Origin of the sequence: Coleofasciculus sp. C1-SOL-03, from assembly GCF_040220555.1 — a bacterium.
Taxonomy (GTDB): Bacteria; Cyanobacteriota; Cyanobacteriia; order Cyanobacteriales; family Coleofasciculaceae; genus Coleofasciculus.
Genome location: NZ_JAVJUO010000022.1, coordinates 1 through 12,877, shown reverse-complemented (window position 1 = coordinate 12,877; position 12,877 = coordinate 1). Strand labels below are relative to the sequence as shown.

Here is a 12,877-nt window from a genome sequence, read left to right as displayed (position 1 = left end):
GATTAGCAAGATAGTTTCAATTTACAGGCACTGATTGTGTCAAATAATTCAGTTTACGGATGTTCCTATTGCGCCAACACTTTAGCGCTAATTATCGGTAATCCTTGATTGGGGAGTTACAAATACAAAAAATATCGAATGGAATGTAGGGACGAGTCGCTGGATTACTGGAAATAGAGCAACCAATTACCAAGATTGACTCGCCCCAGACAAACCGCGATCGCGCCCTAAGGGGAACCAAGCCTCTTCGTGAGAGTCATCTAGAGCATTCACCCCTCATTCAGCTCGAACTGAGCTACCCTAATTAACTAGGTAGAGCCAACTAGCGCCACTACCTCACTGCGACAATCACACCCAACCGAGCAATCCCTGGAGATCGGCTGATGAAACTGCTCTGGAATTCCCTGTTACTCTCCTTAGGCATCTTATTGCCAACTTCAACCTCTGTCGTTTTAGCCGAGTCTGCGAAAACCCCTGAATCCATTCGTTCTACTCACAATCTCACCGTTTCAGATTCCCCCATTGAGCCAACTGTTCAGACGCCCGATCCCCTCCATCACCCGATGCAGATCGGATTACCTGAACAAATCGCGGTTGAACACCAATTACCCGCAAACAGAACCGAAGCGATCGCCATTCCAGAGAGTCCCTCAGCCGCTTCCCCTTCAGTTATCCTCGCGGAGGAGTCTTCGGAAACCCCAGAAACGATTGTCATTCCAGAAGCGATACCCACTTCAATTCCCTCAACCCCCTCTGAGGACACCCCACCAGAGTTCACGACTCAATCTCCCCCATCCCCAGTTGAAGACTCGACCGAAGTCGAGACAATAGAAATCCCAGAAACCGCCAGCGATGACTCGACTGATGTAGAAGACGACAGCGAAACTACCGCCGAAGACTCGACTGAAGTAGAGACGACAGAACCCTCAGAAACCGCCAGCGACGACTCGACTGATGTAGAAGACGACACCGAAACCACCGCCGAAATCCCAGAACTGACGCCCGAAGAACGGGAACGTCAGCAAAAGCTGATTGAAGCCGATCGCCTTTACATGAGTGGTCAATTTACCGCCGCCCAACAGCTTTATCGGGAAGCCAAAGCCTCTTTTGACACGGAAGCAGCCCTAGAGAAACCTGTCGCCATCTATGAACCCACTGAACTCTCACCTGCGGGTGCAGTGTATTGGCGTCAGTCTGAGGAAGGGTTAGAACAGGAACTAGAAACCAAGATTCTTGTCCCCCTCCAGTTTTTAGTCGAACAGCAACCAGAATTTATCCCTGGTCATTTGCGCTATGCTCAAACTCTCCAAGAGTACGATCGCCAGGAGGAGGCGATTCAGGTATTGGAGAGGGCGACAACCTTATATCCCAATCAGCCGGATTTAATTAAAGCCAAAGTGACCGCCCTCGCCGATACCAAACGCTGGTTAGAAGCCTCCTTAGCCGCCCGTCAATTTGCCATGCTCAACTTCAATCATCCCCAAGCGGCGGAATTTGAGGTGTTGGCGGAGGAGAATTTGGAACGCTATCGATCGCACCTGCGGGGTGAACTAAGGGGAAACGCGATCGCGAATGTGATTACCGGGGCGTTGGGTTATATTTTTACCGGGAATCTCTTTGGTCCGATTTCGGCGATTGAAACCACGACGTTAATGCTGCGCGGTGAATCCGCCGTGGGGGAAAGTTTTGCTGAACGGGTACAAAACCAACTCCCCATGGTTGAAGATGAACAGGTGTTGGAGTATGTCCGGGAAATTGGCAACAAACTCGCGATCGTGGCGGGGCGGGATGAGTTTGAGTATCAGTTTTATGTGGTCATGGATGACCAACTGAATGCCTTTGCTTTACCAGGTGGAAAGATATTTGTCAATGCTGGCGCGATTCTGAAAACGGACTCGGAGGCGGAGTTAGCCGGGTTATTGGCTCATGAACTGGCTCATGCGGTATTATCCCATGGCTTTCAGTTGGTGACAGAGGGGAATTTAATTGCCAATGTTACCCAATATATTCCCTTTGGTCGCACCGCCACTAATTTAATTGTTCTCGACTATAGCCGAGACATGGAACGTCAGGCTGATGCATTAGGGACAAAGATTTTAGTCGCTGGTGGCTATGCAGCAGATGGGCTGCATAATCTGATGATTACGTTAAATGAAGAAGACCGCGATCGCCCCTTATTTGCATGGCTCTCTACTCACCCGAATACAGAGGAACGGATTAGCAACATTGAAACCCTAATTGAGCGCAATGGCTACAACCGTTATACCTACGAAGGCGTCGCCCGACATTTGGAAATTCAAGCGCGAGTGGCGCAATTGCTTAAGGAATACGAAGCGCAGCAGGAGTGTGAGGAAAATGATGATCAGGAGTGTGAACAGGAGGAGGAAACACCTGAAGAGTAGCACCAATGTGGAGTAAACATCCCTGGTGTGACATAAACCTATAGCGCTAGAGAATTACCATGCAAATTACCCTCCCTCATGGATGCCTTGATCCATCAAGCTGGTTTTCGCGTCAGTCCCCAGTTGTATCAACGAGTCTTAAACCTCGCTAACGAACCCTAAAACCTACATTCAGCAGATTTTGACTCAGATGTTTTGGATTGAGTGAATACCTAGTCCCTTTAAAGGTACAGCAATACCTTGGTATTACTCCTCCAAAACCTGGGGCCAATTCTGATTGGCTTGTGCAATATGTCCAGGAATATCCTTTTCCCAACGTTGCTGAATCTGTCGATTAAAGTTCAGGTAAAGTTTACCGTCCACGATTTTCCAAGCATTCGGATCAATGGGAGCCGTATAGCCTTGGCTTACCGCCCAAGCGCAATACCCCCCATATTCAGGAGCATATTGCTCAGGATTATTGGCAAACAAGTCACGATTTTCTGCACTGGCAAATCGCCAAGTGGCTCCTTGCCATTCATATTCAAATTCGGCACGACCTGGAAGGGGTTGTCCTTCGGTAAAGTATGCTACAGGATCAGTGCCTTTAATCGCCACCCCATCCTCTACATAAAAGCTGACTAGAGTTGTCGGTTTATTGGCAGGATTAGCCGCAGGGTTAGGATCGCTCTGTTGAGTTTGGCTTTCCACGTTAGCAGAGGGCGTTGTATTGGCATTATTGCAAGCGGTTAAGCCTAGCAAGACAATAGAGGCGAAAGTTAAGTAGGTAATTTTCATGGATGCTGATGTTTCTGGAACTGATTTTCTCACTTAATGACTAGAATGCAATTGGGTTCTGAAACGGTGGTGAAAGTTAGATGAGTTAAGACTGAGTTATCCTGAGCAAGCCCTTAAGTGAAATGGTACTCAATTAAGGCTGGTGGGCAAGATTCAAAATCTTACCTTAACAGGGGGTTGAAACTGTTGCCTGTTGCCTGTTCCCTGTTGCCTCTCCCCACCACAACACTTATTCAGCAGCCCCTACTCATACTCCGGTTGCGTTACCCTAATTGAGAGTAATCATTTGACGATTAGTGACTCTACGCAATCTGATTTCATGGATTCATCCTTCGGCTAAGGACTGGGCAATCGATGCCCGCCTGTTGCGCTGGTTAACCTTTCTGTGGCTATTGGTAGGTTTGGCGGTGCTGTTCTCGGCATCTTATCCCAGTGCCGATGCTGAGTTTGGTGACGGTTTATACTACTTTAAGCGACAGCTCATCTGGATTACCTTGGGTATGATCGCCTTTAACTTTTTTGTGCGATCGCCTTTACGGTATATCCTGAGAATTGCCCATTGGTTAACGCTGGTGTTATTGGGATTGATCTTGATCATCCTGATTCCCGGTGTGGGAACGACAGTGAATGGCGCAACCCGTTGGTTATCCCTAGGTCCTGTTCCCCTACAACCCTCAGAATTAATTAAACCGTTTCTGGTTCTCCAGAGTGCTTGCATCTTTGGACAATGGCAACAGATTTCCATGCGAGTACGCCTGTTCTGGCTAGGAATGTTTGCCTTGGTGCTGTTGGGAATTTTGCTCCAGCCTAATCTAAGTACAACGGCGCTATGTGGGATGACGTTGTGGCTAATCGCACTGGCGGCGGGGTTGCCGTTTTCCTATTTAGGAGGCACCGCCTTCGGAGGCGTGTTACTGGCAACGATTAGTATCAGTATCAAAGAGTATCAGCGGCGTCGGGTGATGTCCTTTCTCAATCCCTGGGCTGATCCGATGAATGATGGCTATCAATTGATTCAAAGTCTGCTGGCGGTGGGTTCGGGGGGAACTTGGGGTTCAGGGTTTGGTTTATCTCAACAAAAGCTATTTTATTTACCGATTCAGTATACCGACTTTATTTTTGCCGTATTCGCGGAAGAATTTGGCTTTGTTGGCAGTACGTTATTGCTGCTGTTGATTGTGGCGTATGCTACCTTAGCAACCATTGTGGCACTCAAGGCACGTAACCCCGTGCATCGGTTGGTTGCGATCGGAGCGATGATTGTAATTGTTGGTCAATCGCTGTTAAATATTGGCGTCGCGACGGGGGTTCTCCCGACTACGGGTTTACCTTTCCCATTTTTTAGTTACGGGGGAAGTTCCATGATTGCTAATTTGTGTTCGGCTGGATTGTTGATTCGGGTAGCTAGAGAAAGTAGTGAGGCTCAAGTCGTATCCTTACAAGCCCGTCGCCAATCACCACCTCAGCGGCGTAGGCGACAGAGAACTCAGTTACAGAGGATGAGGGATTAAGGCGTTAGTAGAGACGTAGCATGCTACGTCTCTACATCTTCAATCTTCCAAAGTTGGCACAGTCTGATTGGAAGCAGGAGGGGGTAGGGTTTGAGGATTGGTGGCTGGATTGTCTAGGGTAGGTATCGTAACTGATGGTGGAGTATTTTCCTCGCTTGGCTTTGTGAAAATAAACTCCCGCTCGGTTTCTGCTGGTGCTGGTTCCTGTACTGCTGGCGTTACCGGGTTTGGAGAACTCACTGCTGGTGTGGCTGGAACCCCTGTATCGCTAGTCAGATAGATATGACCTAATGCTCGACCTTGATAAGCACGTCGAGTGAACCGCCAACCGGGATCAAGTTCAATTTTCAGGAAATTACCATTACTTAACCCTTGGGTTCTGCCAATTTCCACCGTGGGGGCTTGACGATTCATCCGATTTGTACCAATGAGGACTAACTCGCCATCACGCTCGACAACTCTGAGCAAATAGTCTAATCCTAAATCTTGACCCTGCATGCGAATCGAATAACCATTACTATCGGTGCTACGTCCGCAAATGCCTGTAAAGTCAAAATTGAGCAGTAGCGGATCAACGATCGCGGGATTACTTCCCACCTCTTGCCAGCAAGGGCGTTGGGTTGAGCGCTGTTCAATAATCAGTAATTGATACTTGTTATCCCCAAAAGGAGCAGCAACGGCGATAAATTTATCCGAGTTGACTTCTTGACTATCAAATGTGCCTGCCTTAAGGGAATTTGAACCTCCGACGGTGAGTAGAAATGCCGTCGTGAGAACTCCAACGTTGAGCCATCGTAAATGTTTCATGTTAGTGTGGTTGCCGAAAATTTCTACATTCCAGAATAGACGCAGTGAACGATCAATAAGATTCCGAGACCATCGGTAATGTAGAGACGTAGCATGCTACGTCTCTACATTACTAACTGCTTCGCCGATTATCGGGTGAATTGGCATTCACGGGTACAGGATTGACAGCAAAGGTTAAGACGGTTTCATCCACCCCTTTAAGTTTAAGAGAACGATACTTAGCGATCGCATCATCGTCTAACCAATCCGCAACGGATGCCGAAACCAGGATTGAATTCGGTTCAGCGGCTTCTTGCAGTCGGGCGGCGATATTCACCGAAGGACCGATCGCGGTATAGTCAGTTCGTGCATCTCCGCCAAACATACCCACGACAGCAGTGCCTTGATGAATCCCACAACGGAAGCGTACAGGCGGGGGTCCCCCATTACCCACCAATCCCCTCGCTTCCCACTGTTGATTCAGCTCATCGAGCGATCGCAGCATTTGTCGGGCGGAGGCTATTGCCCGTCGTGCTTGTTCGTGAGGACTCAATTCTTCAGGAGCGCCGAAAATTGCTAAAATGCCATCCCCCATAAACTTATCCACCGTACCCCCATTATCAAACACCGCACGAGTCATGGCTACCAGATACTCGTTGAGCAACTCGGCAATTCGGCGCGATCGCAAGGTATTCGACAACTCGGTAAACCCAACAATATCACTAAACAAGGACGTAACCAAGCGGGGTTCTGGATGTAAATCCAGTGCCAATTCCCCCCGTGCTGCTTTCTTTACCATAGCTGGGGGTAAAAACCGCTTGAGTACCGACTCAGTTAGATATCGATTTAACTCAACCACGCGCTGTTCTTGTTCTTTAAGCGCCAATAAATTCCGGACTTCTGCCAACAATTCCCGGTCATTAAACGGTTTTGACAGATAGGCATCTGCTCCCTTTTCTGTTCCCTCAATCCGACTGGCTTCATCCGCTTTTGCCGTGAGCAATATAATCGGTATTCCCTTAAAGTCCTGGGAACCCCGAATGGTATGAATCATATCCAGTCCTGACATCACAGGCATCATCAAATCAGTCACGATAAGCTGAGGATGGCACTTCTGGGTCATCTGCCATCCCTCTTCTCCATTCCGGGCAGTCCACACCTGATACCCCGATTGCCTTAAGATACTACCCACATAAGCGCGTAAATCGGAATTATCATCAACGACCAAAATTCGCGCTACTTTCGCCGCCAAAACTGTATGTGAATCAACCGTTAAATAAGCGTCTCCAGTTTCTTGAGGTTCGGCTTCAGGTTGCTCTTGGGGTTCTCCGAAGGAGTCCAACTCCAAGTCCGCCAGTTCCACAGAGGCGCGACTGGACTGGATTTCCACGGCAACATCCACAACTTGCTCTACGGGGAGGTGAGCTTTTCCTTGTTGTAAATGAATCGTAAATGTTGTGCCTTTTCCCTGTTCTGAGGATACGTCAATTCGTCCCCCATGGATTTCGACCAATTCTTTCACCAACGCTAATCCTAAACCACTACCTTCATAACTGCGGTTTACTGAGCCTTCTGCTTGTCGAAACCGTTCAAACAAATGAGGAAGTTGTTCTTTACTAATACCAATACCCGTATCGGTAATTTTTAGACAAATTTGATTGTCCGTCGATTTTACGCTGATAGTAATACTCCCCCCAGCATTGGTAAACTTCATCGCATTGGACAAGAGATTATACAATACCTTGTCAAATTTTTCTATATCTAAATAAATCTCAGGACAAGCGGTGAGCTGGGTCAAGAGATTGATCTTTTTTTTCTCACAGTAAGGTCGAAACGTTTCAACAATTTGATTAATAAATTCAATTAAGTTACAGGGACGGAAACTCGGTTGCATCCGTCCCGCATCAAGTCGCTGTAAATCCAGTAGCTGATTGACCAATCGCAGCAGGCGGCGCGAATTCCGCAGCGCGATCGCACTTTGTTCATAAGGTAATCCCTGATTTTGGTTAATTGCCGACTCCAACGGTCCAATCATTAGCGTCAGGGGTGTACGGAATTCGTGGGAAACATTTTGGAAAAATTCCGTTTTCTGGCGGTCTAACTCCATTAACCGCTCCGCTTGCTGTCGCGTTTTTTGATAAAGTCGCGATTGCTGAACCGCAATTGCGGCTTGGGATGCCACCGCTTGGGCAAGTTCAATTTCGGCTTGTAACCAGTGGCGCGGAGTATCCGTTTGCCGCAGGCTAATGCTACCAATAATTTTGCCATCAACTAATAAAGGCACCACCAAGAGAGCGCGGGCATTTTGGCGCAGGGGCAGGTCAGACCCATTCATTTGGGGATTGGCTGTCAAATCATCCAGCACCACTGGGGCTTGGGTATCAATAAGCTGCCGTAATACGGGATTGCCGACAATCGGAACGGCTGACAGGGGAAGTTGAGTTGAGGAGACAGGTTCAATGGAGGAGGTAAGGGAATCAGCGAGAGTGACTTGATTATTCTCTGGGGATTGATCGTGATGATTAATCGACGCTCCCACCACTTTGGTCGATTTCCCATCATACAAGCCCACACATTGAACAAACTCATCGTCTTCACTCCACAGGGACAGAACACAACCATCAACGTTGAGAGCAACGCCTAATTGTTGAGTAATCGCCGTGAAAATTTCTTGGGGGTCAAGGCTAGAACGAATCGCCCGGGTAATCGTATTGATTAGGGTTTGCTGCGTCGCTAAGGCGTGTAGCTGTTCATACGCCCGTGCTTGAGAAATTGCCATGGCGGCTTGATCTGCCACCATCACCACGAGTTGAATTTCGTCATCTTGCCAGCTATAGGGTTCTACACATTGGTGTAAAGCCATCACCGCCACTAATTCCTGTTGACTGATTAGGGGGACGACTAAACTGGAGCGAATATTGGCTTGTTCATACGCCTGTCGCCGAGCTTTGACTTCGGGACTATCCTGATTAAATCGTTCATCCGTCAATACATCGTGAATAACGGTAACTTCATGGGTCTGCCAAACCGTCTGAGTTAAAAGCGGGGGTAGGGAGGCGTCTGTCGTCTCACCGTTGGTTTGTATGGTACAGGAGTTGGCTTGGGGGTGGGCTAAGTCTAATGGCGGATGATTTGCTGATAACGGTTGCCTACCATTTTCTCTAAACTGTGAAGTCTCCCCACCTGAATCGTTATGTTGCCGTTGATAGACAAACCATTCATCGACCAACTGCTCTTGCTGGAAGGGACGGAGAATACAAACATCGACTTCTAGCAAGTGACCCACCGTCTCGACAATCCGCTGGAGAACGTCCTTGAGCGGAGAACTACCACTTTGGTCATACTGGGCATTGCGAATGGTATTGGTGACGGTATTCAGCAGGGTTTCCCGCCGTAACGCCCGACAGAGTTCGCTGGTGCGGGACTTGAGGACGTTATGCGTATCCATGGCTTGCCGCACGACTGACTTAAGTTCCTCGGCATTCCAGGGTTTAGTGACGTATTTAAAGACTTTACCCGCATTAATGGCTTCAACCAGGTCTTCCACATCGGTGTACCCTGTCAAGATAATCCGGATAATATCAGGGTATTGAGCGGCGGTGATACTGAGAAACTCCGTACCACTCATCAGGGGCATACGCTGGTCGGAGATAATCACAGCTACGTCTCCTTCAGCTTCCAAAATTTCTAGGGCGGCAGGACCATTGTCCGCCCGCAAGACTTTATAATCACGATGGAATGTTCGATATAGCAAGTCCAGGTTGTCGGGTTCATCATCAACAACCAGAAGTTTAGGCTTTCGTGTGGATTGAGATCTCATGCACCGCTCTCCTGCTGCCAGAGCTTTTGCGAATAAAAAACGTTTGCCTGCACGTTAGAGATTTTTACGGCTGGCAATAACTGGCTCGGTGAGAACTCTCGGACTCCAGAAAATTGTGGTTCGATTATCACGACTGGCGAAAGGAAGCATATTACTTGTCCTGCGGCAATTTGGCTGTTGTGACGGTAGTTAGTGGTACACCCCAATTGATTTTAATTTTTGTTTTCCAGTATGGTTGTATTCTGCCTCAAGTTGCCGACTAGTCATGTTTTTTCGGTTCGTCTTGGTTTTTGGTTTACCATAAGAGTCGTGCGATCGCGCCGAACTCCTCCCATTATTGTGGGCGAATCATGAAAATTTAGAGGATTGAGCATACCTTGAGGACATAAAGCGCTGTGCCTTAATCGGCTTTATGATGGTGTCATGCCCCTGGGAAAGCGCTGTGGGAAGAAGTGATTCGTCGATGCTCTACTTGTACAATACTATCGTTCTACAAACGAAAGACGATGATTTCTGGTTAAGTGATGATCCCAAGGGAGTGGTGATGGCGCTGTTTATGTTTTTGCAATGGTAAACCCCTGCTTTTCTTTCGTGACGCCCCACGACGTTGCTTCTGAAGCTCAACAGACGCTGGCTGTTGATGCTTCCCGCCTAACGATCCGGAGGGCAAAAGACCAAGATCTCATGGCGCTCTCGGAAATTCTGGCGGATAGCTTTCACTCTCAAAAGGGACTCTGGCGTTTGGTTTATCCAATTTGGCGATTGGGCATTTATGAAGATCTGCGGAATCGACTGCGTGCCAATTCTCCCCATTATGCCTGTTTTGTTGCCCTCAACCCTGACATTTCCGATGATAGTGCTGACGGACTAATCGTCGGCACTGTCGAAATTGCCCTCCGTTCACCCCCATCTTGGCAACCTCAAGGTCACCACTATCCTTACATTTCTAATTTAGCTGTGAGACGGTCTTGTCGGCGACGGGGTGTGGCTGGAAAATTACTCCTAGCTTGTGAGCGTCAGTCCCTAGCATGGGGCTTTCCCAAGCTATACCTTCATGTCTTAGATAGCAATCATAAAGCTCGGCAACTTTACCTGAAAATGGGCTATCAACTGCACCATCTAGAGCCGAATTACAGTCTCTGGCGACGCCATCCTCAACGTTTGTTATTACGCAAGCGTTTAAATACAGGAACCCCCGGATAGCCATCCGGCGAATTTTTCCTCACAGCGGCTTAGGGACACAGTTAGGGAAATCATCTCCACTTTGCCGCCTTTGGGAATCGGGTTTTTGGCTCAGGCTTTACCATTTCTTTAAAAAACGTTCCCGCATCTTCACAAAATCTTCATAAAATTTCTTAACAAATAGGCGTATCGTGTCCCACTTCAGGCATCTGTAGGGACTTGACCTGACCTATACCTGTAACCGTATGCCATAAAATAGAGTTATAAATTTGTCGAGAAGCAACAAATGACACCGATCTGAGTTTATTTGATAGGGTAATTAACCATAGATGATCAACAAAACTTCTATTCTTGGTTATTATCAAAGACTGATAACCAAATGAGTTGACTAGTTGTGCGTGCAACTGGGGTGCATCCCTGCTCCCTTGAAATTAAGTAATACGAGTTGAAATGGAGAGCGACAATAACCAGCGTTGCCAAACAGCTCTTTACGCAGAAGAGGAGGTGCTTGCTCGCCCCCATAGTTTCGTCAACGCTCAAGGCTCTAGTGGCATGAATAAACCAAGCCCAAATTCCCATGATTCACCTGAAGGAAAAATTCTTCAGCAACTTCACGATCAACAGTTGCTGATCGTTAATCCTAGAAGGAAGAATGGCTTAATTCTCTTCAAGCGCTATCATGCCGAATTTGCCGGACCCGGTTCAGGGGTGGGCGGATTATTCGATTTGGATTGTCAACGGGTGCTACCTGTCGGGAATATTTCGTTACTCTCTCCAGAATCGTCAGAAGAACGAAAGCGGGCGTATCTGATTCGACGACAGTGGGTGAGACTAACGATGCAAATTACGGATAACCCAGTTCCCACGCAACGCGCCCAAAATATGCTACAGCAGTTTGAGGGATTCTTTGATGGAGAAACAATTGCTAAATTACCCAATGAGGCTTTTTCTCTGTTGGTAGGAGTCTTACCTCAGACGGTCATCAAAGTGCGCCGCACAGGTTAGGGCAGTGTGGCAGAGAAGGGGAGATGGGAGAGAATTTCCACAGACGGGTTAGGATCAAGAAAAAATTGGAGCTTTAGCGGATCACGCTGGATGTCTGAACCTTTGATTTGTGTCACCATCAAACTGTTCGCCGCTTATCAAGACGCCTACGGCGTCCCTGAACTACAACGGGAGTTCCCCACCCAAACTCCTGTATCCGTCCTTTTGGATAGCCTGATCGCCGAACATCCTGAACTGAAACCTTGGCGGGATCTGACTCGTTTTGGCATCAATCTCCAGTTTGTGGAACCGGATACGATTTTGCAAGCCGGAGATGAGGTTGTCTTGATCCCCCCTGTCAGTGGAGGTTAATCTGGATGAACCCAGGCTAAGGGCTTGGCAACAGGTTATTGATGGCTCCTTTTTCTGTAAAGATATAAAGAGAAATTATAGAAAGACCTGCAACTGAGTCATTATGCCAGAAAAAAACCAATCTAATCCGGACGCTCAAGCGGCTAAATCGAAATCCTCTAAAGCTAAAAAAGAGAAACCGCCAGCACCTGAGGACAAACCGTTCCCGGAATTTATCGAACAAGAGTACCTACCCGCGTTAAAGACTGCCTTTAGCGAACAAGGCGTCGATGATGTAGAGGTGAATTTTGTCAAGGAAAAATATCCGATTCCCGGTTTAAGCAGCCAGCCAGACTGCTGGCAAGTCATTGGTCGCTTCGCCAATGGTCAGCGTCAATTTAACGTATATTTCCCCGATGAGGATATAAAGGAGCAAAAAGCCTTCTCTTGTGCGACCAAGGGAGCCAAACCCAGTACCCTTGAGTCATTTATGATTGACGAACGTAAGGTGTCTCTAGATCTGCTGGTGTTTTACACTATACAGCGATTGAACGCTCAGAAATGGTTGGCAAGAAATTAGATTGATGGACGGGTAAGAAGGCTAAAAAGCAGACTGGGTGTAGGGTGTGGTCAGGATAGGGAACGGGGAATAGGGAACAGTTGTTGTAGTGCGAGCATCTCGCTCGCTATTTTGTCGGGCTTTTTGTCTATAGCTGCTCAAGTATTTTTGCCGCGCTGCACTAGCTTCCCCTGCTCCCATCCACCTAAGCCCCTCCACCCCTGCTCCTCTTGAACGCTCAGAATTCTAGGTTATACTGAACTGGATGGGGTATGCTTTAGGCAAACTGTTACATAAACTCAAGACTTCAGATGAAATTCTTTCAGAAAATGGAGTCCTGCCGTAATATGGTGTGAGTAATATTAGGGTTGATAACAGACAGCCAGTATGATACTATATGGTCATATTGGCTTAAATTTACTCAGATTGGCGATATTCCTTTGAGAGAAGCCGTTAAGCGACTTGGATTACATAAAAACACGAAGCAGGAAGTAGGCAGATAATG

The 12,877-nt window shown here is 47.7% G+C and carries 9 protein-coding genes and 1 pseudogene; 7 read left to right on the top strand and 3 right to left on the bottom strand.

Annotated elements, in window-relative coordinates; all coding sequences use genetic code 11:
- Nucleotides 1–383: 383 nt before the first annotated feature.
- Both RIE73_RS02725 and RIE73_RS02720 read left to right on the top strand, forming a co-directional pair.
- On the top strand, nt 384–2,402 hold the full coding sequence (locus RIE73_RS02725; RefSeq protein ID WP_446399720.1) for a M48 family metalloprotease: 2,019 nt from the start codon (nt 384–386) through the stop codon (nt 2,400–2,402).
- A 78-nt stretch (nt 2,403–2,480) separates the two neighbouring features.
- Nucleotides 2,481–2,564: pseudogene (locus RIE73_RS02720) on the top strand (DUF3368 domain-containing protein); the annotation flags it as partial.
- Between the two features lie 84 nt (nt 2,565–2,648).
- On the opposite strand, the gene RIE73_RS02715 reads toward RIE73_RS02720, so the two are convergent.
- The gene (locus RIE73_RS02715; RefSeq protein ID WP_446399719.1) at nt 2,649–3,179 is read right to left on the bottom strand and encodes a YHS domain-containing (seleno)protein; all 531 of its coding nucleotides are present in this window, start codon (nt 3,177–3,179) and stop codon (nt 2,649–2,651) included.
- A 296-nt stretch (nt 3,180–3,475) separates the two neighbouring features.
- Here RIE73_RS02715 and RIE73_RS02710 point away from each other — a divergent pair, with 296 nt between their 5' ends.
- Nucleotides 3,476–4,690, top strand: a complete 1,215-nt coding sequence (locus tag RIE73_RS02710) for an FtsW/RodA/SpoVE family cell cycle protein (protein ID WP_446399718.1) — start codon at nt 3,476–3,478, stop codon at nt 4,688–4,690.
- A 39-nt stretch (nt 4,691–4,729) separates the two neighbouring features.
- Here the strand turns inward: RIE73_RS02710 and RIE73_RS02705 are convergent, their stop codons facing one another.
- Both RIE73_RS02705 and RIE73_RS02700 read right to left on the bottom strand, forming a co-directional pair.
- Complete coding sequence (locus tag RIE73_RS02705; RefSeq protein ID WP_446399717.1) at nt 4,730–5,497, bottom strand: DUF3747 domain-containing protein; 768 nt, start codon at nt 5,495–5,497, stop codon at nt 4,730–4,732.
- A gap of 112 nt (nt 5,498–5,609) precedes the next feature.
- Complete coding sequence (locus RIE73_RS02700; protein WP_446399716.1) at nt 5,610–9,296, bottom strand: response regulator; 3,687 nt, start codon at nt 9,294–9,296, stop codon at nt 5,610–5,612.
- A gap of 591 nt (nt 9,297–9,887) precedes the next feature.
- Here RIE73_RS02700 and RIE73_RS02695 point away from each other — a divergent pair.
- From RIE73_RS02695 to RIE73_RS02680, 4 genes are all read left to right on the top strand, one after another.
- On the top strand, nt 9,888–10,499 hold the full coding sequence (locus tag RIE73_RS02695) for an N-acetyltransferase family protein (RefSeq protein WP_446399715.1): 612 nt from the start codon (nt 9,888–9,890) through the stop codon (nt 10,497–10,499).
- 429 nt (nt 10,500–10,928) lie between these two features.
- A complete protein-coding gene (locus RIE73_RS02690) occupies nt 10,929–11,483 on the top strand; it encodes a hypothetical protein (protein ID WP_446399714.1) in 555 nt (184 codons plus the stop codon).
- 90 nt (nt 11,484–11,573) lie between these two features.
- A complete protein-coding gene (locus RIE73_RS02685) occupies nt 11,574–11,834 on the top strand; it encodes a MoaD/ThiS family protein (protein WP_446399713.1) in 261 nt (86 codons plus the stop codon).
- A gap of 103 nt (nt 11,835–11,937) precedes the next feature.
- Nucleotides 11,938–12,393, top strand: coding sequence for a DUF2996 domain-containing protein (locus tag RIE73_RS02680; protein WP_446399712.1), 456 nt, complete (start codon nt 11,938–11,940; stop codon nt 12,391–12,393).
- Nucleotides 12,394–12,877: the final 484 nt, after the last annotated feature.